Annotated in this window: 20 protein-coding genes; 1 reads left to right on the top strand and 19 read right to left on the bottom strand. The window is 56.2% G+C overall.

Translation table 11 applies throughout. The annotated features are described in order from the left end of the window. Window positions 1-15: 15 nt before the first annotated feature. From NI000_RS09460 to NI000_RS09380, 17 genes are all read right to left on the bottom strand, one after another. Entirely contained in the window at window positions 16-930 is a 915-nt protein-coding gene (locus NI000_RS09460) for a YitT family protein (protein WP_253409868.1), read from the bottom strand. Between the two features lie 198 nt (window positions 931-1,128). Next, the gene (locus NI000_RS09455; protein WP_253409866.1) at window positions 1,129-1,509 is read right to left on the bottom strand and encodes a winged helix-turn-helix transcriptional regulator; all 381 of its coding nucleotides are present in this window, start codon (window positions 1,507-1,509) and stop codon (window positions 1,129-1,131) included. Window positions 1,510-1,596: 87 nt separating this feature from the next. Continuing rightward, window positions 1,597-2,295, bottom strand: coding sequence for a class I SAM-dependent methyltransferase (locus tag NI000_RS09450; RefSeq protein ID WP_253409864.1), 699 nt, complete (start codon window positions 2,293-2,295; stop codon window positions 1,597-1,599). 176 nt (window positions 2,296-2,471) lie between these two features. Further along, window positions 2,472-2,708 carry a hypothetical protein gene (locus NI000_RS09445; protein WP_253409862.1) on the bottom strand — a complete coding sequence of 79 codons (237 nt, stop codon included), beginning with the start codon at window positions 2,706-2,708 and terminating at the stop codon, window positions 2,472-2,474. 22 nt (window positions 2,709-2,730) lie between these two features. Further along, window positions 2,731-3,165, bottom strand: coding sequence for a cell wall-binding repeat-containing protein (locus NI000_RS09440; protein WP_253409860.1), 435 nt, complete (start codon window positions 3,163-3,165; stop codon window positions 2,731-2,733). Beyond that, complete coding sequence (locus NI000_RS09435) at window positions 3,162-3,332, bottom strand: hypothetical protein (protein WP_253409858.1); 171 nt, start codon at window positions 3,330-3,332, stop codon at window positions 3,162-3,164. The genes NI000_RS09440 and NI000_RS09435 overlap by 4 nt, the downstream gene beginning before the upstream one ends. A 44-nt stretch (window positions 3,333-3,376) precedes the next feature. Then, window positions 3,377-3,589, bottom strand: coding sequence for a hypothetical protein (locus NI000_RS09430; protein WP_253409856.1), 213 nt, complete (start codon window positions 3,587-3,589; stop codon window positions 3,377-3,379). A 13-nt stretch (window positions 3,590-3,602) separates the two neighbouring features. After that, window positions 3,603-4,520 (bottom strand): F510_1955 family glycosylhydrolase, encoded by a 918-nt coding sequence (locus NI000_RS09425; RefSeq protein ID WP_253409854.1) that lies wholly within the window; start codon window positions 4,518-4,520, stop codon window positions 3,603-3,605. Between the two features lie 204 nt (window positions 4,521-4,724). After that, entirely contained in the window at window positions 4,725-5,666 is a 942-nt protein-coding gene (gene trxB, locus NI000_RS09420) for a thioredoxin-disulfide reductase (protein ID WP_025849989.1), read from the bottom strand. Window positions 5,667-5,806: 140 nt separating this feature from the next. After that, window positions 5,807-7,627 (bottom strand): S9 family peptidase, encoded by a 1,821-nt coding sequence (locus tag NI000_RS09415; RefSeq protein ID WP_253409853.1) that lies wholly within the window; start codon window positions 7,625-7,627, stop codon window positions 5,807-5,809. 15 nt (window positions 7,628-7,642) lie between these two features. Beyond that, window positions 7,643-8,620, bottom strand: a complete 978-nt coding sequence (locus NI000_RS09410) for an ABC transporter ATP-binding protein (protein ID WP_054975315.1) — start codon at window positions 8,618-8,620, stop codon at window positions 7,643-7,645. Between the two features lie 6 nt (window positions 8,621-8,626). Then, window positions 8,627-9,565 carry an ABC transporter ATP-binding protein gene (locus tag NI000_RS09405; RefSeq protein WP_301292419.1) on the bottom strand — a complete coding sequence of 313 codons (939 nt, stop codon included), beginning with the start codon at window positions 9,563-9,565 and terminating at the stop codon, window positions 8,627-8,629. A gap of 67 nt (window positions 9,566-9,632) precedes the next feature. After that, window positions 9,633-10,559: an ABC transporter permease gene (locus NI000_RS09400; RefSeq protein WP_253409851.1), complete on the bottom strand. Its 927-nt coding sequence runs from the start codon at window positions 10,557-10,559 to the stop codon at window positions 9,633-9,635. Between the two features lie 21 nt (window positions 10,560-10,580). After that, a complete protein-coding gene (locus tag NI000_RS09395; RefSeq protein WP_253409849.1) occupies window positions 10,581-11,498 on the bottom strand; it encodes an ABC transporter permease in 918 nt (305 codons plus the stop codon). A 77-nt stretch (window positions 11,499-11,575) separates the two neighbouring features. After that, a complete protein-coding gene (locus NI000_RS09390) occupies window positions 11,576-13,114 on the bottom strand; it encodes an ABC transporter substrate-binding protein (protein WP_253409847.1) in 1,539 nt (512 codons plus the stop codon). A 22-nt stretch (window positions 13,115-13,136) separates the two neighbouring features. Beyond that, complete coding sequence (locus NI000_RS09385; protein ID WP_253409845.1) at window positions 13,137-14,237, bottom strand: M20/M25/M40 family metallo-hydrolase; 1,101 nt, start codon at window positions 14,235-14,237, stop codon at window positions 13,137-13,139. A gap of 12 nt (window positions 14,238-14,249) precedes the next feature. Then, window positions 14,250-14,486 carry a hypothetical protein gene (locus tag NI000_RS09380; protein WP_253409843.1) on the bottom strand — a complete coding sequence of 79 codons (237 nt, stop codon included), beginning with the start codon at window positions 14,484-14,486 and terminating at the stop codon, window positions 14,250-14,252. 186 nt (window positions 14,487-14,672) lie between these two features. On the opposite strand from NI000_RS09380, the gene NI000_RS09375 reads away from it, so the two are divergent. Further along, window positions 14,673-15,983 (top strand): hypothetical protein, encoded by a 1,311-nt coding sequence (locus NI000_RS09375; protein ID WP_253409841.1) that lies wholly within the window; start codon window positions 14,673-14,675, stop codon window positions 15,981-15,983. A gap of 130 nt (window positions 15,984-16,113) precedes the next feature. Here NI000_RS09375 and NI000_RS09370 read toward each other — a convergent pair whose 3' ends face one another. Continuing rightward, window positions 16,114-17,412 carry an amidohydrolase gene (locus tag NI000_RS09370; protein ID WP_253409839.1) on the bottom strand — a complete coding sequence of 433 codons (1,299 nt, stop codon included), beginning with the start codon at window positions 17,410-17,412 and terminating at the stop codon, window positions 16,114-16,116. 466 nt (window positions 17,413-17,878) lie between these two features. Next, on the bottom strand, window positions 17,879-19,240 hold the full coding sequence (locus NI000_RS09365; RefSeq protein ID WP_253409837.1) for a DJ-1/PfpI family protein: 1,362 nt from the start codon (window positions 19,238-19,240) through the stop codon (window positions 17,879-17,881). Between the last annotated feature and the right edge of the window lie 330 nt (window positions 19,241-19,570).

The following is a 19,570-nucleotide window of genomic DNA, read 5'->3' as shown; positions in this document are numbered from 1 at the left end:
CTCCTTCGCGATGGGTCACGAGAAGACTTTCGACGCGTCCTTTCCTGCCCGCGGAACCAAGGGATAGCTGTGGAACCCTTGTCCGTAAACTTCGCTGGCTTCGCTTAGAATGACGAACGCTTGCGGATCTACGGTGCTGACGATCCTCTTAAGCGGCGCAATGTCGGCATTTCTCAGGACAACCATCAGTACCCCACGGGGTTCCCCGGTATAGCCGCCCCAGCTTGTGAACCGGGTCAAACCGCGGTCCAGTTCCAGCAAAATCGCAGCGCGCAGCGTCTCTTCGCGTGTTTGATCCGTAATAATAAAGGCTACCTTGGAGTCCGAGGCCGAATGGACCAGCTCCAGCGCCTTTTTGGTCAAAAACAAACCGATCCATGCATACAGCGCCTTCTCCGGCGAAAAGACGATCGCAGCCAATAAAATAACGGCAAAGTCGAGGATCAGCAGCGCCTTTCCCAGCCCGATGCCGAGTTTGCGGTTCAGCAGCAGCGCCACGATCGTAAACCCGCCGGAGGAGGCGTTGCCTTTGAAAATCAAGCCCAGCCCGAGTCCGGTCCCGATGCCTCCATAAATAGCGGCCAGCAGCATGTTGTCCGTCAGCGACGGCACGCCTTCGGTTAACAGGATACATAAAGGCAGCAGGACGGAGCCCAATACCGTTTTGACCGCAAAGCCCCGGCCGAATACCGCCGCTCCCGCCAGAAGCAGCGGCACGTTGATCAGCCATTGGCTGATCGCCGGCTTCAAGCCCGTTACATATTCGAGGACGGTGGACAAGCCGGTCACACCGCCCGCAGCAATCTGATGCGGATGCTGAAACATGTTATAGCTGATTGCCATCAGAAGGCAACCGATTGTCAAGTAAGCCATCTGCACTCCGAAGGCCGCCGCACGGCCATACCCGGAAGTGCCGCGATCCTGTTTCATGGTGCCTTGCACACTCCCTGCTCTTGGATGTAGTTCTTCATCTTTTTATCATGAATGCTACACCCCCGCAAGAGCGCAGGGCAACGCGAATTCGCTGTATAACGCCTACGCCGCAATGCTTTCACACTTTCTTGCAGTACAGCAATTCGATCAACCCCGGCTTGCTTTCAACCGTTATCCAATCTGCAAAATCTCGCGTTAGCGTCCCTCCATAGCCGCCGGACCGTCGGCATACACCGCCCACTTCTGAATTTCGCTCACCACTCCGCACAGCGCCTGCCCCTTTGCGGTCAGTTCATAGTCAATGCGTACGGGAATTTGGTTACGCACCTGTCGGATAACGATACCTTCGAGCTCTAAATGCTTCAACCGCTCGGCTAAGGTGCGGGAATTCAGGTTCAGCAGCTGAGTGATTTCCGTAAACCTCGTATAGCCGTCAAGCAGCGCGGATATGATTTGCAGATTCCATCGCGTCCCGAGAAAATGATAAGCCGCCGAGCAATCGGAATGATCCGGTTGATTGCCGGCTTCCGACAGGTCATGAAGCGTGCATGCCGTCTTTTCCCCACGATGTGCCATGAGGGGTCTCTCCCTTCTCGCAAGGATTTATATACTTTTTATACTTTTATGTTTATAAATTATGATATCATTTTGCGGATTTGTCAATCATTTCTCCATATCCTTTTTCCAACCCGCCATGACGACGAAATTAAAATATTTGTAAATGCAGTCCACGTCCGAAAATCCGGCCTGCTTCAGCCAGACAAGCTGCTCCTCCAAGGTGGACATCCGATCCAGCTTGGTCCGTTCGTAAGCCGACGAAATTTCGCCCGCGGACAACCCGCTGCTCTCTACCTTCCGTCTCCAATCCTGCTTATACCGCTCCTCCAGCGCAGGAGTATCTCCCAACACCTGATCGGCGTTAATAAATAATCCGTTGTCGTTCAGCAAGGCGTAGGCGGTCCGGTATACTTTTTGCTTCTCAACATCGGCAAGGTGATGAATCGAAAGGGACGAGATGACGATGTCATACTTCTCCCGGTACTCACAGGTTGTATAATCCCCGACCATGTACGTGACATTCGGCACGCCGCTGAATCTCGTCCGAGCCACCTCCAGCATAGAGCCGGAAAGATCCACGAGAGTCAACTTGGCCCGAGGGTGCTTCTGCAGCATGAACGCCGAAAACAAGCCGGTACCCGCGCCCAAATCCAAGATGCTTGGAGCATCATTCCCCTCATCCGTTAACGAAACGGCAATTTGATAAAAGTCATCGAAACAAGGAATCAATTTGCGTCTTTGGCTGTCGTACGCGCTTGAGGCTTCGTCAAACCGTTCTACGAGCTGCTTTTTGGTATGGTTCATCTCGGTTCCCTCCGGAAATAAGATTAGTAATTGCTTTAGCGATAGTATAAGCAAAGTACATTTATAACGAAAATATATTAAACTTATAAAAGACATAGTTAATAACTATGAATATGGTAGAACAAACAAAAAAACCGCCGATACATGCTCGACAGCCCTTTGACAAGAGACGACATTTAATGCTTCATTCCCGGCATGCCGGTTGATTCCTGTCCTGCATTCCCGTTCCCGCTTGAGGAGCCGTGCCCTCCGTGACCTGCGCCCGATTCGGATGCGATTTCGAGCATGGAGTCGATTTCTCCTTGCGCCGCATAGGAAAGAACGTCTTCGGTTCCGGTTAACCAGGCATGATTGTATGGCCCCTCGGTCGGCGACTGTTTATATTTCGGCTCCACTGACATCACGTACGACATGACGACGTCCGGCAGCTTGTTTTTATCGGTCCAGAGCAGCGGCGCATGTTTGCCCAGATGGGAAAACGGAGCAGCCGCCAGAGCCAGAGCGGCGGAATCCTTGCTGACGAATGAGAAATTGTGCCCCGGCGTCGTGATTCCCCACCCGAAACCGGTGGCCGGATCTTTGTATTTTGCAAAAGCAACCGCAATCCTCGCCTGCGATACGGACGACTTTGCCGTACTGTCCCAGCTCGCTTTGCACCTTGGGCGACACGACGGATTCGGGACCGAGAAGGTAGATGTTCGCTTTGCCTCCCCGTATCTTCAAGGCATCGACGGTTTCTTGGGGGATTTCGTCCTTTTTCACATAGAGCAGCGGCTCGGGACTGTGGGAAATCCAGTTTACCGCCGGCATCGTATACTCCTCGCTATCCATCGAACCTACGACCACGGAAGGGGGATATTCCTTCGTCACCCTGGCGTAGTACCCGTCAATCGCTTTGGCGACAGCGGCCGGGCTGCCCCTGTGATTTTATCCGTCTTCAGTCCGAGCCCTTTGACCTGCTCCTCTACTTTTGGATCGAGATCGCCAACCAGGATCACCTGAATCCCGTTGTTCGTTCCGACACCTTTCGGCTTCAAACGCTTCAACTCATTGAGGGTAACCTCCGGAATTCCGTCCTTGCTTACAAAAAGAACAGGGCCGTGATACGGGTCGTATTTTTCGAGGCGATCCACGGAACGTTCGCAGAAGCAGGCGATTGGCTTGGAGTCGAGCCGACCTGCTGCCCTGTCTCCTTCTTCTCCTGCCCGGAAGAAGAATTGGTATTGTTGAAACAGCCTGTTAACGCCGGCATGGCGGCCGTGGCAACGATCCCGACTTTCATCGTCTTGTTCATTTCATCCGCCTCCTTATGGGCGGTTAATGATGTTTCCCTTGTCCGCGATATGCTGCCAGTTGGCGCCGTTATCTGCGGACAGGTAAATCTCCTTATTTTTCGTAGCGATAGCCAGCTCCTTGGGCTGGACCGGGCTGCCGGCAATGTACGTGATCGTATCGCCGCCCTGAACCGGAACGTTAATCGCCGTCTGCTGCTTCGTCGCTGCATTGATGCGGAGCAGTTCGACCTTCGGATTGGAAGCGGCGGCCAGCAGCTCGCCCGACTCCGTAAAAGCAAGCGACGTTACGGAACGCCCGGCAGTAAGGACGGTGAATGAATCGCCATAATCGTTCGAGACGAACACTCCCGCGGTTGTGCCGACGGCGACGACGGAAGCTTGCGTCGGATGTACGGCCAACGCCGCTATTTGTCCTTGGACACCCGACATGCGGCTTCCTGTCCAGGCTTTACCCTCATCCTGACTGTAGAACAAGCCCGACTGCTTCATCTTGGAATTGGCCTGCTCGTTCAGCACATACAAGGTATGTGTCCGGTAACCTGCGCTCATGCCGTGCAAATCGGCTTCTCCCTCCAAAGTGAGAATTGTGATCGATTTTCCTTCATCCGTGCTTTTAACGAGGCCAAGCGGGTTGCTGTAGGCGGAATCAAGCGCCGGATGTCCGCTGCTGTAGAACCCGTTATCGACCGTGGAGAAGCCCATGTAATCGTGCTTCTCTCCCGGAGCGTCGCTCCACTTGCCGTCCGAATAAATTTTGATCCCGCTATGCGCCGGAACCAGCAGACGCTTCCCGTCTCCCGAATAACCCAGGCCGTGAAGGTGCATTAACGTCGTATCGGGACCGCTGGGTTTCTCCGCCGTTGGCCGGGAGCATGCTGCGGCTCCGACGATCAGGGCAATAACCATGGCAAACAAAACGATTTTTTTCAAAAAAATACTCCTCTCCAAAGCAAAAAGACCTCCATAAGTGTCCGCACTTCATTTCCTGTCCCGATGCGGGTCAGGTTATGATCAGTGTAAACGACACTTTTGAAGATCTTGTGTAGACAGAATGTATGTCCTTATTTCTAAGGCGCATAAAAGTCAATTGCCCCGGCGCCATTGAGACGCCAGGGTCAGTCCTATCCGATTCGATTACAGTGCAAGCTCCTTCAGCTCGGCCGACTCCAGAAATCTCTCGCAATCAAGCGCCGCCATGCAGCCTGTGCCCGCTGCGCTGATCGCCTGCCGATACCGGCTGTCCTGAACGTCGCCGCACGCGAATACGCCAGGAATGTTCGTTTCCGTCGTGCCGGGCTTCACCAGCAGGTAACCATGCTCGTCGGTCGTCAGCTGGCCGTCCAGAAACTTCGTATTCGGCGTATGGCCGATCGCTACGAAGATGCCGTCTACTTCGATGATTTCTTCCTCGCCGGTATCGTTGTTTCTCACCTTAAGCCCGGTCACGCCCCGTTCGCCCGCGATGACTTCCAGCGGAGTCCGGTTCAGCTTCCAGCTGATTTTCTCGTTGGCGCGCGCCCGCTCCTGCATGATCTTCGACGCGCGAAGCTCGGTGCGCCGGTTCACCAAAACGACCTCCGAAGCGAAGCGGGTCAGGAAGTTCGCCTCTTCCATGGCCGAATCCCCGCCGCCGATGACGATAATTTTTTTGCCCCGGAAGAAGAAGCCGTCGCATGTCGCACAGGTGCTTACCCCGCGGCCAACGTTCTCCTTTTCTCCGGGAATGCCGAGGTATTTCGCAGAAGCTCCGGTGGATACGATCACCGTTTCCGCTTGAATGTCGCCCATGCCTTCTACCGAAAGCGTAAATGGCCGCTTGGAGAGATCGGCTTTGTTCACCCAACCCGTCCGGAATTCGGCGCCGAAGCGCTCGGCCTGTTTACGCATGTTATCCATTAATTCGGGGCCCATGATCCCTTCCGGGAAGCCCGGGAAGTTCTCGACCTCGGTCGTCGTCGTCAGTTGTCCACCCGGCTCCGGACCTTCGATCACCAGAGGCTTCAATCCCGCTCTCGCCAAATAAATAGCCGCCGTCAACCCTCCGGGGCCGGTTCCGATAATTACGCTATTATACATGATGTGTTCCTCCTTCATACTGCCTACCCTTAAGCTTTATCATATCTCCCTCGGAGACAGGTTGCATGAAGGTTTGATTAAGGTCACATGAAGGATTCATGAAGAAAAGCAAGCGCCAGGGCCGTTCCTCCGCCATGCGGCTATGCTTCGAGATATTCCCGGAAGAAACGGACAATTTCCGTATTCATCGCGATGTGATTTTCCATTTTCTCCGTCTGATGTCCTTCGTCCTCGAAAATAATCAGCTTCGCTTCCTGGCCGCGGGCCCGCATGTCCGCATACAGCTGCTCGGCCTCGCTGACCGGAACGCGCGTATCGTTGCGGCCGTGGAAGATGAGCAGCGGCACCTTGATGTTCTGCGAATGGTTGAGCGGGGCGATCTCCTCGAAGAAGTCCGAATCGTCCGCCAGCGTGCCGTATTCCGCTTCGCGCAGCGCTCTGCGCCATTCCCCGGTATTTTCCAGAAACGTGCGGAAATGCGAGATGCCGACGATGTCCACCCCGGCCGCCCATAAATCCGGATAATGGGTGAGCGCGGCCAGCACCATAAACCCGCCGTAGCTTCGTCCCATAACGCCGATTTTGTCGGTGTCGACCGTCGCGAAACGGCTCAAGTCCTTCACCATCCACGCCAGATCGGCCACCGCGTCCATCCGTTTTCTCGCGTTGTCGAGGTTCAGGTACGTTTTGCCGTAGCCCATGCTGCCGCGGACGTTGGGCGTTACGACGTTAAAGCCTTGCCCGACCAAATATTGAATGACCGGGTGAAATTCGAACCGGATCTGCGATTCCGGCCCGCCATGCACGTACACCACCGTAGGCGCGGGACAGCTTTCCTCCGTCTGTCCGGCGCTCCCGGCCGGCCGGTAATAAAAGTACGGCACCTCCACCCCGTCAAACGAACGGAACGTGTACAGCTCGGCTTCCTGCCACAAATGCTCGATCGTCTCCGACCTGCCGAACGAGGTGAGGCGCCGGAGCGACTTGTCCTTCAACCCGTAGCGCCAGATGTCCCCCGGCAGCACCGGACTTTTCAGCGCAAAAATCAACTCGTCGTCATTCAGCCACGACAGCGATGGAATCACGCCGCGCGGCAGCTTCACCGCCGTGGAATGTCCGCCTTCCACCTCATACAGGTATAGCGCGGAAATGCCGCCTTCGTTCACGGTGTACGCGATCCGTTTGCCGTCCGGCGACAGCTTCGCCACCTCGATATCCCACGCCGGGACATGGACAAGCAGCTCCGCCCCCGGCCGCTCCGGGGAAAAGCGGTACAGCGCCATCGTGTTCTCGGCCGCATTGGTGACGAAATACCCCGTGCCATCCTTCGCCAGTTGAACCGAAGCGTAATCGCCCGCCCCCGGCACGCCGATCTCCCGGACCGAGCCGCTGCTTAGATCAAGCACGTGAAGCGACTGGACCACATTCGTCACATCGGCCAAAATCAGCAAGCCGCTGCCGTCCGGCAGCCAGCAGAGCGGTACGCACCGGCCCTCGTGACGGTAAACCTCCTCGACCTGCTTCGTCTCAACATCCTGCACGAAAACATCGAACAGCCCGGGCCCCCGGCGGTTGCTGGAAAATGCGATTTTCTGCCCGCAGGGAGACCAGTCTCCGACATTATGAAAATGCTGTGGGGATATCATCAGCTCCTGCAAGTCCAGCGTGTCGTTGTCCAGCACATAAAGCTGCTGCTTCTCGTTCCCCTTATGATCCATCCCAATAACCGTACGCGAACCGCACGGAGAATGCTTGGCTTCCACGACCCGGTCGGGCAGCTGGATCACCTGCTCACAGCGGTCCGTCGCCGCCTCCCAGCTCCACAGCTGGGGCAGGCCGGTTTTCTTGGTCAAAAACGTAACCCGCCCGCGCCCCGGAACCACTTGCGGCTGGTAGGCGGACAGCACGGTAAGATAAGCGTGCAGATTATCGTTTGGCTCGGTCAAAGCTTTGGATTCCATCGGTTGGTCGCTCCTTTATAGCGGAAAATGGCAAGCCGCCAAATGGCCGTCCGCTTGCCGCTCCAAGGCAGGCGGTGCGCTGCGGCAAATGTCCTGCGCGTAAGGGCAGCGCGTATGAAAGCTGCACCCCTTCGGAGGGTTCGCCGGATTGGGCAGATCGCCCTGCAGGATAATACGCTCCTTCCGCTGCGTCGGATCAGGCACCGGAACGGCCGATAGCAGCGCTTGCGTATACGGATGGCGGGGGTGCGCGAACAAGGAGTCGCGGTCCGCCAGCTCGACGATTTTACCCAAATACATGACGGCGATGCGGTCGCTGATGTGCTTGACCGCAGGCAGCCCGTGGGCGATGAAGATATAAGTCAGCTTCAGTTCCTTTTGCAGCTTCTTGAGCAGATTCAAAATTTGCGATTGGATCGACACATCCAGGGCGGATACCGCCTCGTCGCATACGATCAGGCTCGGATTCAGCGCGAGCGCCCGGGCTATTCCGATGCGCTGCCTTTGGCCGCCGCTGAATTCGTGGGGATGCCGCGACATATGGTGCTCGTCCAGACCGACCAGCCGCAGCAGCTCGACGACCCGCTCCTTCAAAGCCGCGCCTTTGTACAGGCCGTGTACCTCCAGCGGCTCGGCGACGATGTCCTCGACCTTCATTCTCGGGTTCAGCGACGAGTACGGGTCCTGGAAAATGATTTGCAGATGGCGGCGCACCTTGCGCACGTCCTCTTTGCCGAGCGCGGTCAAGTTCTGGCCCTCGAACCAAACTTCGCCTGCCGTCGGCTCCAGCAGCTGCAAAATAAGCTGGCCCGCCGTCGACTTCCCGCACCCGGACTCGCCCACGATCCCGAGCGTCTCCCCGCGGTTCACGGTAAAGTCGAGGCCGTCTACTGCATGCACAACCCCTTTTTGCCGGGAAAACAAGCCTTGCTTGTACGGAAAATGCTTTTTTAACCCTTTAACTTCCAATAGTAGCTGGCTCGTTTGGCTCATGTCAAATCACTCCTTACTGTAGAAGCAGCGCGCCCAATGGCCCGCGGCAACCGGTTCGAGCATCGGAACGTTGGACTTGCAGCGCTCGGTTGCGGCCGGACAGCGCGGGTGGAACGCGCATCCGCCCGGCATGTTCAGCGGATTGGGCACCGAGCCGTAAATGGAGTCCAGCTCTTCGCGCTGCTCGTCGAGCTTCGGCAGCGAGCCGAGCAGTCCTTTCGTATACGGATGCCTCGGACGGGCGAACAGTTCGAACACATCCGCTTCCTCCACGACCTCGCCGGCATACATCACGACGACCCGGTCGGCCATCTCTGCGACGACGCCGAGATCGTGGGTGATCAGCACGACGCCCGTATCCCGGTCCTTGCTCAAGCTTTTGAGCAGCTCCAAAATTTGCGCCTGAATCGTCACGTCGAGCGCGGTCGTCGGCTCGTCGGCGATCAGCAGCGCCGGATTGCAGGCCAGCGCCATCGCGATCATGACGCGCTGCCGCATACCGCCGGAAAGCTGGTGCGGGAAATAATCGACGACTTTGTCCGCCCGCGGGATGCCGACGCTCTCCAGCATGGCGATGCTTTTCGCTCTCGCCTGCTTTTTGTCTGCATTCTGGTGATTGCGAAACACTTCGCCCAACTGATTCCCGATCGTGAATACCGGATTCAGGGACGTCATCGGCTCCTGAAAAATCATCGAGAGCTTGTTGCCCCTCAGCTTGCGCATTTGTTTATGGCTTTTGCCGAGCAGGTTCTCGCCTTCCAGCAAAATCTCCCCGCCGACCACTTTGCCGGGCGGAGCAACGAGTCCCATAATGGACAGGGACGTGACGCTTTTCCCACAGCCGGATTCGCCGACGATGGCGAGCGTCTCCCCTTTCGATACCGTGAACGAAACCCCGTTGACGGAAGCGACGACGCCTCCCTCGGTTTTGAAATGGGTTTTCAAGTTTTTAACTTCCAGCAGTGGCGCCAACGGTTTCACCTCGATTCGTGTCGTGTGTACATCCCGCGAGTTAAGATTCTTTCGTTTTCATTCGCGGGTCCAATATATCGCGCAGCCAGTCGCCGAGGAAAATGATCCCCAGCACGGTAATCGTAATGGCGATTCCGGGGAACGTCGCGACCCACCAGCTAGTAGCCAGATATTGTCTGCCGTCACTCAGCATGCCGCCCCACGTGACGGTCGGCGGCTGAATGCCCAAGCCGAGAAAGCTTAAAGAAGCTTCCAATATAATGGTCGTGGCGATGCTCAGCGTGGATACGACAATGAACGACGAAACAACATTGGGCAGGATATGCTTGAAAATAATCCGTATGTCGCGCGAGCCGACGGCGCGGGCCGCTCTCACGTAATCGCGCTCCTTGACACTGAGCACTTCCCCGCGGATAATACGCGCGTACTTGACCCAGTTGGTGACCCCCAGCACGAAAATGAGCGAGAACAAGCCGGGACCGAGCACGGCAAGAATCACGAGCATGAATAAAATATTCGGAATCGCTAGGAAGGCGTCGACGATCCGCATTATGATCCGGTCGGTCCAGCCTCCGTAATATCCTGAGATCAGCCCCAGAATCACGCCGATCGTTCCGGCAACGGCCACGGCGCACACGCCGACGAGCAGCGAAATTTGCGAGCCGTAGATGATGCGGCTGAGGACGTCGCGTCCCAAATTGTCCGTGCCCAGCGGATGGTCCGCCGTGCCTTTTGCCATCCACATCGGAGGCAGCAGCCGCTTGACCGCATTCGTTTTGGCAGGATCGTGCGGCGCCAGGGCGCCGGCGAAAACCGCCATGAACACGACCGCAACGACGATGATGAATCCGATGGTGCCCGTCTTGCTCTTCAGCAGCGAACGGACGATGCGCGCCGCCTTGCCGGGACGCTTCGATGCGGATGCTGTGCCGACCTGTCCGCTTTGCGCTTCAATCGATACGCTCATGTATGCGCTCGCCTCCTGCGTTTAATTGAATTTGATGCGCGGATCCAGCAGCCGGTAGACGAGGTCCGCGAGCATGTTGCTGAGAATGACCAAGAACGCGATGACGAACACGGCCGCCTGTACGATCGCCATATCCCGGGTATTGACCGCTTGAATAATGAGCTGTCCCATGCCGGGCCACGCATAGATCGTCTCCGTAATGAGCGCGCCGCTAATCAGCGTGGAAATTTGCAGCGCCATGATCGTGACGACCGGAATGAGCGAGTTGCGGAACGCATGCTTGTAAATGACAAGCTTCTCGGCTACGCCCTTGCTGCGGGCGGTTCGAATGTAATCTTGCCCTAAAATTTCTAGCATACTAGAGCGGATCAAGCGCGTCATTTCGGCGGCGATCCCTGTGCCGAGCGTCACCGCGGGCAGGACCAGATGCAGCAGCGTGCCGCGGCCGGACACCGGGAACATCCCCAGGTTAACGGAGAAGAGCAGAATAAACATAATGCCGAGCCAGAAATGCGGCATCGCCTTCCCGAGCACCGCCGCTCCGGTAGCGAACACGTCCCAGAACGAATTGCGCTTGGTCGCCGAAATAATGCCGAGCGGAATGGCGATGACTGTCGCGACGACCATCGCCGCAGCCGCGAGCTCGAACGTCGCTGGCAGCCGGTCGAGCACGATCGGCAGCGCAGGCTGGTGGTAGCGGAACGAATTTCCGAAGTCCCCTTGCACCAATTGCGCCATAAATTTGAAATATTGAACGTACAGCGGTTGGTCCAGGCCGAGCGCCACGGTCAGTGCCCTGCGTTCTTCGTCCGTCGCCGTGTCCGGAAGCATCAGCGTAACCGGATCTCCGGAAACGTGGACGAGCAGGAACACGATCAGGGAGATCAGAAACAGCACGGGGATGAACTGCATAATCGACTTCACGAAAAATTGCCTCACGGTGTACCTCCCAAGGACAGGATGGAATGACAAAGGGGTCTGCGATTGAGACCCCTCGAACAAGTGTTAGGTTAGGCCTACTTCAAAATAATTTCGTCCGCATATGTGATTTCGTCGATTCTCGGAGTAAACTCTATGCGTTTGTTGATGCCGTAGTTCGCGCTCAATTGCAGCAGTTGAATTTGCGGGCGGTCCTTGGCCAAAATGTCCTGCACCTGCTGGAACTGCTTCTCCCGCTCCTGGGCGTTCATATTTTTCTCCGCATCGCTCAGCAGCTTCGTCACTTCGGGATTGTTGTACCCTGTATCCGGTTTCAGACGCTTGTACAACAGCGCGGCGTCGAACATCGAGTTGGAGTACGCGACAAGAAACATATCGCCCGTCGTGCCGGCATTACGTTTTTCGTTGAATTTGCTCGATTCCAAAATTTCCATCTTCACCTTGATGCCGACCTCTTCCAGCATCGCCGCGATCAGCTCTGACGTTTCCTTATCCTTGAGCGACTTGCCTACCGAGCCGGTGAAGCTGATCGTAAGACCGTTTTCAAAACCGGCTTCCTTCAGCAGCTGCTTGGCGCGCTCGGGATTGTAGTTCGACTTGCCGAACAAATCCGGCTTCGCTCCGAAGATGCCCGGGATAATCGGCGTCAGCGTTTCTTTGCCGTCGCCTTCGAACAGGCTGTCGATAATCGCTTTTTTGTTGATCGCCAGATCGATGGCCTCGCGCACGCGCGGATCGGCCGTCGGGCCGCTCGTCGTGCGCAGCGACAGCATCATGACGCGCGTCGTCGGACCGCTGATCGTCTGGGTCGAGTTGACGTTGTTAATCCGTTTCATATCGGTCGGCGGAATCTGCACCGCGATGTCCACCCCATCGGTCAGCAGCTCGGAGACCCGTGTCGCTTCCTCCGGAATCGAGCGGAACACCAGCTTGTCCCATTTCCCTTTTTCGCCGAAATAATCGTCATTTTTCACCAGAATGACGCGGTCGTCGCGAATCCACTCGGAGAACTTATACGGGCCGGTGCCCACAGGCTTTTTCAGAAACTCGTCCCAGCCCTTTTCCTGAATATATTTGGACGGTAGCATGCTGGAGCCGAGGCGGGACAGGCGCGACAGCAAAACCGGCTCCGCTTCGTGGGTAATGACGTCGACCGTCAGGTCGTCGACCACCTTTACTTCCTTAATCTGCTTGTAGTTGCCGTTCTCCACCAGCTTGGCGTCTTTGGCGACGCGTTCCAGCGAAAATTTCACGTCGGCCGCCGTAAACGGATCGCCGTTCTGGAATTTGACGTCCGGGCGTAATTTGAACCGCCAGGTGGTCGGGTTCACATTTTCCCACGACACGGCCAGATCGGGCTGAAACTTGCCTTCCCGGTCCCGCTTGACCAAGTAGTTGAACATGTTGACGTGAACCGACTCCGTACTCGTAAAGCCGTGGTTGTGAACGTCGAAGCCGAGAATGTCGCCGCTGCGGGCGATGGTCAGCACTTTTTCCTTCGCTTGCCCGCTTCCCTGCTGCCCGCCTGCACCCGCCGCATCCGGTTTGCCACAGCCGGCAAGGCCGACCGACAACGCAAGAACCAAGGCCAAACTGATGGATGTAAACCTTTTCATAAATATGTGTCCCCCTTCAGGATTACTCTTGGATGGCAAAGTCTTCGATAATGGCCGCGATATGCTTGATGCCTTGGATATAATCGTCGACGGCGATATTTTCATTCGGGGCATGGTTATTCGAAGCGAAATGCCCGACCCCGACGGAAACCGCAGGAATGCCGATGCGCTGGCACAAAATGTACATCGGGCCGGTCGCGGGCGACATCGGCTTCAGCGTCGGCTCCGTCCCGTAGATCTGCTTGGCCGTCCGGACGACCGACCGCGCCAGAGCGTTATCGAGCGGCGTACGGGCCGGATACGTCATCGTATACGGAATCGCTTCGATATCGGCGAAGCCGTGCTCGTCCAGGTGCCGGCGCAGAAGCCGGAAGATTTCGAACGGGTCTTGGTCGGGTACGAGACGAAAATCCAGCTTCACTCTCGCCTCGGACGGCAGAACCGTCTTCTTGCCCTGGCCGGTATAGCCCGATTGAAACCCGCACACGGTACAGGTCGGCTGGTAAATCAGCTTTTCCTTCAGCGGCAGACCGGACAGCCCAAGGACGAACGAGTCCAGACCGAACTTCTCCAAGGTGCTTTCTTCGTCGTAAGCCATCTGCCGAAGCGCCTCGATGTCCGTCTCGGACAACGAAGCCACCTTATCGTAAAATCCTTTGATATGTATGCGTTCGTCCGGCGTTTTGAGCGTGTTCAACGCCCAGATTAACCGCCAGGCCGGATTTTCGATGACGGCCGCATGCGAGGAATGCATCTCCGTATTCGCCCCCCGGCACACGAGCTCGACGTAGCACATGCCTTTCACCCCGAAGCTGGCCTGCAGGCTGCCGTCTGCGTTCTTGTAGCCGAACTCCCAGATGCAGCCGTCCGCTTGCACAAGCTCCCTGTGCGCGTCGACGAATTCGCGGAGATGCAGGCTGCCGATCTCTTCTTCGCCCTCAATAACGAACTTCACGTTCAGCGGTAGCCCGCCCCGCACCGCCGTATAGGCATGCACCGCAGCGAGCCGGGCGCTCAAATTGCCCTTGTTGTCCGCGACCCCCCGGGCATAGATACGTCCATCCCGGATTTCGGCGGCAAATGGCGGCGAGTCCCACAGCTCCACCGGGTCTTCCGGCTGCACGTCGTAGTGGTTTTAAAAAGAGAGCGTTTTCTTTTTACCGTTTGCAAACTCGCCGTAAACGACCGGGTAACCGGAAGTGTCGATCCGCTTCGCGTGGCCGCCGATCTCCCGGATCAGCCCCTCTACCATCTTCGCGGTTTCCGCCATCCCCCGGTTTTGCGCCGCAACGCTTGGTTGGCGGCATAACGCCTGCAGCCAGCGGATGTACTCGTCCTGGTGCCGCTCGATATAGTCGAAGACGTCCTGCAAGAATAACCACCCCCGTTTTAGTGGAAAAATTCCCTTAATAGTCCTTTAATAAACTATAAAACATGTGCTATGATAGTGTCAACAAATAAAAATCGATCCGGACCCGCATTTCAGAAGGAGTTTTACAGGCTGCTCCGAACTTGGAATGGGTCCGGCATTTTACATTCGGAAAGGACATCAAACGATATGATTGCCAGAGTTGGAGCCGTCGGCCCGAAAGATTCGATCGACCTGATCCGCGAGATCGGCCAGGAGTTTCAAGACCGGCTGACGATCGTTCCGTTCGTCTATCAGAACGCAAGCGAAACGGCGGATATCGTCCGGCGCGAAGAACACCGCATTGACCTATGGGTATTTTCGGGGCAAGCCCCTTACGCCATCGCCCAGGAACAGAACATTAAGCAAACGGCGCTTTTTCCGCAATTGAACGGGTCCTCCCTGACGAAGGTGCTGCTCGAAATCGTATACCGCGACCGGCTGCAGCTCGGGCGGGTCAGCTTCGATACGATCCTGGCGGAGCATTTCTACGAAACCTGCGCAGAGCTGGATCTGGCTTACGACGCCATTCCGCTGCTGTCGTATACCGGCTTTAAGCCGACCGAAGAGCTGGTCGCCTTCCACTCCGGGCTGTTCGCTCAAGGCAAGGTCGATGCCTGCGCCACCTGCTTGAGCCGGGTGTACGAGGAGCTGAAGTCGCAGGGCATTCCCGTATACCGGATTACGCCCAACCGGATGACGATCCGCACGATGCTCCATCTGGCCAGCACCGCGGGCGAGACCATGCATTTCAAAAAATCGCAGATCGCGGTCATGCTCATCGATATCGAGGAACCGGAAAAGCTGATCGGGCAAAATAAAAGCTCCTACGACGTACGCCGTCTGGACCTCCAGCTTCAAGAGACGATTCTGGGCCATGTCGAGGCGCTGTCCGGCTCCTTCGTCGCCCTCGGCAACGGCAAATATATCGTCTTCACGACCCGGGGAGCGTTCGAAACGGCCGAGGAGAGCGCCCACCCTTCCGTGCTGCTCGAAAAAATCGCCTTGCTCACCGACCTGAAGACAAACATCGGCATCGGGTTCGGCGTGACTGCGTTGGCTGCCGAGCGCAATGCGCAGATCGCCCTGCAGCATGCCAAAAAAACCGGCAATTTCTGCGCCATTCGGGTCACCGACACGGGCGATATCGAAGGTCCCCTGCGGCAGACCGGCAGCATCAACTTCAACTATCGGACGGAAGATATCAAGACAAGCGAGCTGTTGAAAAGAGCGGGCGTGACGATCACCACCTACAACAAGCTGCTGTCCGTTCAAAAAAACTTGGGGCAAAATTCGATCAGCGCCCCCGACATCGCCGAATGGCTCGGCATGACCAAGCGGAATGCGCGCCGCATCCTCGGCGACCTGGAAGAGCACGGCCTCGTCGAGCTCATCGGCGAGGAAGCGCCGACCAGCCGCGGCCGTCCGCGTAAAATATTCCGGGTCAAGGAGCTGCGCTAATCGTCCGCCACTACCGCCGCCCGCGAACGGCGCTTATGCACGGCGCCGTTTTCGCGGACGGCGGTCAGGGTAGCGCTTTCATAGAACGACACGCCTGATCGTCCCCGCCCAGCCCCCCTTTTGCATAGACTTATCCTTCCTGACATGCCAATACAAGCCGGACCAAAATTTCCGTCCCGATCAGCAGCACGTCCTCGTCAAAATCGAAGCGGACCTGATGGTGCCCGTCGGTCAGGGGCGAGCCGAACAGCAAGTAAGACGCTTGGCCGCCCTGCTCCTGCACGCGGTTCATCATGTAGACGACATCCTCCGAGCCGCCCAGGTCCATTCTTGGCACGAAAGACTTGAAGCTGCTCATCTTCTCCGCTTCCTGCCGGATGAGCGGAATTAACCCGGGACTACTCTCGGCTCCCGGCGCTTCGCCGACGATCTCCCATTCGCAGGCAACATCGTGCAATTTGGCCGTCTGCTCCAGGATGCGGATCGTTTCCTTTTTCATAAAATCGTTCAGCTCGGTCGTCTCGCCGCGCGTTTCCAGCTCCATCACCGCTTTGTCGGCCACGATGTTGCGGCCCGAGCCCGCTCTGAGCGTGCCGACGTTAATCCGGGTCGCCCCTTCGCTGTGGCGGCTGATGCCATTCAAATGCACAATCGCTGAGGCTGCGGCCAGCAGAGCATTGCGCCCTTCCTCCGGAGCCGCGCCCGCATGGGCCGCTTTGCCGGTGAAGACGGCGTTGATTTTGGTCGTCGCCAAAAAGCCTCCGACCGTCGCGACGATTTCGCCCAGCATTTTGCTTCGGAAGGCGATGTGTCCGCCGAATAAATAATCCACGCCGTCGAGCCATCCGGCATCGACCATCGCTTTGGCGCCGCGGCTGCCCTCCTCTGCAGGTTGGAACAGCAGTCGGATTTCCCCGGTGAGACGTTCCTTGCACCCCGCTAGCAGCTCCGCCACGCCAAGGCCGATCGCCGCATGCCCGTCATGCCCGCAGGCGTGCATCATGTTCTCGTGGCGCGAAGCGAAGCCTTCCCGGACGGGACGGTGGTCGGCGGCGGCGCACTCCGTCAGGTCGTTGGAATCGATGTCGAAGCGCAGTGCTATGACAGGTCCCGGCTTCCCCGTCCGGATGACTCCCACGACGGCCGTATGACCGTCCCGCATCCGTTCGACCCAGCGCGGATCGGCCCCTTCCTCAATCGCCCTGTTCTCGTGGTGCCACAGCACTTCGGGCTGGGGAACGCCCATGCGCGAAGCGGATTTGCACGCTTCCTCCCGCACGTGAACATGGTATCCGAGCCGGCTCAATTGTTCCGCGATAATCGCCGCCGTGCGGTATTCCACCCAGCCCGATTCGGGGTACATGTGAAAGTCCCGTCTTCTTTGTATGAGCTTGCTTTTGATGCGCAGCACTTCCTGACTGATGTCCATCGGTTTATAATCCTCTCCTGTGCGAAACCTGACTGGCAATTTATTAACGGAATAATTCCTTAATAGTTCCCAATTAGAATATAAAATTTAATACCGCTTCTGTCAACAAGAAGCGGTTCATGGACTCTATTTGGATCATCAAAGCGGGTCCAACTTTTCCTTACAAAAAAATAAATAGGCAGTACCCGACGAACAGGCACGCCTACAATTTATTCCGCATATATGTCTATATTTTCGATAGCGATGGCTGTCAGATCCCTAATACAAACCTTTGGCGTTCCGGGGACCATACGAACAGGCCCGCGTCCGAAACATAAGCCTCCAGCAGCTGACGCCCCTTTTCCGGGCTGCAGTCCTCGGGAAGCTCGATTCCGCCGAATACGGCATTCGCTATGCCGGCCTCAAACTCATACTTATCCTCTGTTAATTATGGAACTAACAGTACAAAAAGTTTTGGCTTCCCGTTTCATGCGGAAACGGTCTTTCTCCTTACGAAACGTCTGTCTGCCAAATAAACGACGAACAGAGACAACAAGCCGACACCGATCGGTATGCCGAACGCTTCGTACGAAAATGGCGCTCCTTCAAGCTTAAGCTGGCTTGTGGCGCGGTACTCGAGCCGCTTGGCGGCGAATTTCGCCGTCCAGATATCTTCCTGCTTCGCCAAATCTTCAAACGCAGGCTCCATCGCGAACCGCTCCGGCGCATCGCTGTGCAGGTAAAGCTGCTCAGCCTTTCCGCCGTTCTCGCTCCAGTTTCGGATATCGCCCGCAGCGCGCGTCTTAACGTCCGGCCCCACAAAAATCATTTTGTCGAGTTTCGGAGCATCCGCTATTTGATATCGGGCGATCAGATTCAGACCGTGCCGGGTAACGACCGGCTCGCGTTTGCTTGATATCGTCAATGTTGTCGTCGTGCCGGAAGCCCCGTACGTGTCAAAAGCCGAGGATAACATCAACTCGTCGGCCCCGTCATACAGCAGGACCCCGTTTTTTTTCTTGCTCCATTGAAACGCGTTGTTCAAAACATAGACGATATCGCTCAATCCGGCCGTGGAAGGCTCCATTTGCGGATGCTGAACAAAATCGTAGGAAGGGTAATTCATTTCCTTCGCCACTTTCTTCGCTGTCGGCTCTCCCATTTGCCGGGATATGACGTACAACGTGGCATCGATCCCCGAAGTCAGGCCGGCCGAGGAGACCATGTTGCCGTCAGGCACGTAACGCTGATCCCTTTTCCAAGTAATCTCGGTATATTTCTTTTCCAATCTGCCGATATCTCCCCAATGCGTTGCCGCAGACTTCCCGTTCAGCAGGCCGGTATCCGCCAAATTTTCCGCCCCATTGCAGATGGACAACAAGGTCGTTTCCTTGCCGGAGTGCTTCCTTATCCAATCGCGGACAGGCTTGTATTTCGCCTCATCCAAAATCGGCATGAAAGGAATCACGATTATATCCGGACCTTTGCCCGTCAATTTGTCCAACTCGTCGAAAGTGTAATGCGGTGCGACATCAAGGCCGCCTGTCAACGATTTGATGTTTTTGTCGGGAGCTGCCGCAAACACATTGTACGAGCCCGTCATGGAGAACATTTCGTATGGTACGAGAAAATCGAACACCTCGGTCACTTCATTCGCCAAAATAACGGCCACTGTCGGCCTTTTCGAATCATAGGCAGGGGCTTGGATGCTTTGTAAAGAAGCAGGCACCGGTTTATCGTAAACCGACATAGCCTCCTGCATCGTGCTCATGAAACCGATCGCTCCGGTTCCTCCCACAACCAGAACGAAAACGCACACATACACGATGAAACGCCATACTTTTTTCAATTGACTTCTCTCCTTAATTTTTTTCAAGTTAATTATTAATTATCACTTACTTTCTTAATTCAAGTATAAGGAGAGAAGGCAAATTAATAAACTCGGCCGAAGACTATATTTTTCCACGACTAAGGTCCAGGTAAAGGACTTTTTTCTCGAACAGCAGCCGAATGATTCATTTATAATCATAACTGACCAGCCCTTTTCTGAATATGACTCCATCGGGCTATTCGTACAGTGCCGGCGAAGCATGGACTGTGCATGATAGAACGCTTTTGCCGCTGAATCGTCTTACCGAAAAGAAAGCGCCGATGGCCCGGCCCGAAACGACGCCTCCGC

It is taken from the genome of Paenibacillus tyrphae (assembly GCF_024158745.1).
In the GTDB taxonomy this organism is placed as follows: domain Bacteria; phylum Bacillota; class Bacilli; order Paenibacillales; family NBRC-103111; genus Paenibacillus_G; species Paenibacillus_G tyrfis_A.
The sequence above is the reverse complement of the archived record's forward strand: the minus strand, read 5'-3'. Positions and strand labels throughout refer to the sequence as shown.

Bases quoted from the DNA above. Each gene is read 5' to 3' on its own strand.
- NI000_RS09450 (WP_253409864.1), bottom strand. From the start codon at position 2,295: ATGAACCATACCAAAAAGCAGCTCGTAGAACGGTTTGACGAAGCCTCA.
- NI000_RS09410 (WP_054975315.1), bottom strand. From the start codon at position 8,620: ATGAGCCAAACGAGCCAGCTACTATTGGAAGTTAAAGGGTTAAAAAAG.
- NI000_RS09455 (WP_253409866.1), bottom strand. From the start codon at position 1,509: ATGGCACATCGTGGGGAAAAGACGGCATGCACGCTTCATGACCTGTCG.
- NI000_RS09460 (WP_253409868.1), bottom strand. From the start codon at position 930: ATGAAACAGGATCGCGGCACTTCCGGGTATGGCCGTGCGGCGGCCTTC.
- NI000_RS09415 (WP_253409853.1), bottom strand. From the start codon at position 7,627: ATGGAATCCAAAGCTTTGACCGAGCCAAACGATAATCTGCACGCTTAT.
- NI000_RS09375 (WP_253409841.1), top strand. From the start codon at position 14,673: ATGATTGCCAGAGTTGGAGCCGTCGGCCCGAAAGATTCGATCGACCTG.
- NI000_RS09445 (WP_253409862.1), bottom strand. From the start codon at position 2,708: ATGTCGTACGTGATGTCAGTGGAGCCGAAATATAAACAGTCGCCGACC.
- trxB (WP_025849989.1), bottom strand. From the start codon at position 5,666: ATGTATAATAGCGTAATTATCGGAACCGGCCCCGGAGGGTTGACGGCG.
- NI000_RS09430 (WP_253409856.1), bottom strand. From the start codon at position 3,589: ATGAACAAGACGATGAAAGTCGGGATCGTTGCCACGGCCGCCATGCCG.
- NI000_RS09370 (WP_253409839.1), bottom strand. From the start codon at position 17,412: ATGGACATCAGTCAGGAAGTGCTGCGCATCAAAAGCAAGCTCATACAA.
- NI000_RS09390 (WP_253409847.1), bottom strand. From the start codon at position 13,114: ATGAAAAGGTTTACATCCATCAGTTTGGCCTTGGTTCTTGCGTTGTCG.
- NI000_RS09400 (WP_253409851.1), bottom strand. From the start codon at position 10,559: ATGAGCGTATCGATTGAAGCGCAAAGCGGACAGGTCGGCACAGCATCC.